Origin of the sequence: Bradyrhizobium sp. 62 (assembly GCF_023073035.1) — a bacterium.
Lineage (GTDB): Bacteria > Pseudomonadota > Alphaproteobacteria > Rhizobiales > Xanthobacteraceae > Bradyrhizobium.
On sequence record NZ_JADPIT010000016.1, the window covers coordinates 59,633 to 61,350 of the forward strand.

Sequence of the window (1,718 nt, forward strand, 5' to 3'; positions counted from 1 at the left end):
CTCTTGGTCCTCCTCGGCAAAGACGCGGCTCAAGGAACGGCTGATCATCTCCTCTTCCGTCCACCCGAGAATGTTGCACGCGCCAATGTTCCAACTCGTCACCCGGCCACGCAGGTCGGTGGTGATGATGGCGGTATCGGTCGCGCCGTTGACGATTTGCCTCCACTGCCATGCGGCAATTTCCGGCTTCTGATCTTCGCTATTTCGCGTCATGAGCCTCCCAGCGGGCCGCGCTCTTCTGGCGCCGACACGTCGGACACGCCGACCGTCTCTTGTTGCTCTGATTGAAGGATTGCCCCCATTGGCATGGGGCAACAATCGACGAAGGTTCCAGTTCCCAATATCATACAATGATACCTCTGACCACTCAGCCGGTGCGCCCGAGACCTCTGTTAGCTACGGCAGAGCTCCAGAGTGGAGACGTTCGCCCGGCACGTGGATCTTCGAGCCGCCGGCTCGGCCAGGATAAACTCGGCATTCGGCGCGCTGCGTGCTGCCTGCCCCGCGAGCATGGGAGGCCGGTGCCTGCTCGCCATGGTCAAGCGAGAGGCCGTTGAAAGTCTAAGGCTTCGAAGCTGGCCCGGTACAGTGGTCGATTACTTCGTCTTTGCTGCTGATCGGCGCCCCTGGAAGCGCATCGTTTTCCGTGCTCGCTGGGCTCGCTTCCCTGAACGACCTGCTGCTCCCGGTGTCCGCTTTACTCCAGCCACCACTGTTCCCATCTTCGAGGGGCCCGGCCTCATCAATGAGCTCGAAGAAGAACGTCGGCATGTCCGCAAATGCCGAGTGCCGTTAGCCGTTCCTAGTTCTTATTGGCGCCTGGAAAAATGCCGAGGACCTCGCCTTCTGCATTCCGAACGGTGACAGTTCGCCCAGTCGTCTCGGCCATCCGCTTCCCCACTGCGCAGGCCTCTTCCGCATTTTCCAGATCGAGAGCGACCACCGACAGCTTTGTTGCGCCAGCTCCTATGACGGCGATATCGAAGGGTTTGCTATAAGCCATATGGCGCAACTCCTGCTGCTGGCGGGTAGCGCGATCTTTGCTTGCTGCAACCGTGATTTAAGGATGAGACACTTTGTACACAAGTGAACACGGAACCTGGTCGCTCCCCGAATTGGCGATCGCGAGCGAACGGAGACCCTTAGACTTCCGACATCACCATCCGTAGAAGTTCTTGGCGATGGCCAGTGTCTCAAGTTCGCTCGTCTCTAAAGCAATCTTTTGAACCAGCATCACATCTCCTTCGACCAGCTCACCAACCGGAACAAAGCACCATCCCATTCCTAGTCGACCGGATGCATCGACCTCGCGGACATTGGCCGATGTGCCATGACGGATGCGGTAGCGGGTACCCGTGTCGGACCCGACCACCTCGAAATAGCCCTTCCCGTCGAACTGGGCGCGCTGCTGCGGAGTGAGCCAGCCGCGGAGCAGGCACAAGCTCTTTCTCCGCCCTTCCTCCTGACAGCTCCGGTAGAAAAGCCTACACGCCCGACGCCGAAAGAGGCTGAGGTAATGGAAATTGACCAAATCAATCTCGTTCATCTGAAAGGGTGACGAAGCCCAGTGGAAGATGCCGAGAAGCCAGCGCGTGTTCCTATGCACGACGCGCGCCGATTGCCGCCTTGGGACTCACGGTTCTGCATCCGCATCGAACGGCCCACGACCGCTGAACTTGCTGGTCTCAGGGAGCGGAATGCGGCCGGAGGGATCCATC

Annotated in this window: 3 protein-coding genes; all 3 read right to left on the reverse strand. The window is 59.3% G+C overall.

Features of this window, described 5'->3' with window-relative positions; translation table 11 throughout:
- Positions 1 to 213, reverse strand: a 213-nt coding sequence (locus IVB47_RS19210; protein ID WP_247463342.1) for a PAS domain S-box protein, incomplete at its 3' end; no start/stop codon positions are given.
- Positions 214 to 802: 589 nt separating this feature from the next.
- A complete protein-coding gene (locus IVB47_RS19215; protein ID WP_247463344.1) occupies positions 803 to 1,003 on the reverse strand; it encodes a hypothetical protein in 201 nt (66 codons plus the stop codon).
- 153 nt (positions 1,004 to 1,156) lie between these two features.
- The gene (locus IVB47_RS19220) at positions 1,157 to 1,441 is read right to left on the reverse strand and encodes a hypothetical protein (protein WP_247463346.1); all 285 of its coding nucleotides are present in this window, start codon (positions 1,439 to 1,441) and stop codon (positions 1,157 to 1,159) included.
- Between the last annotated feature and the right edge of the window lie 277 nt (positions 1,442 to 1,718).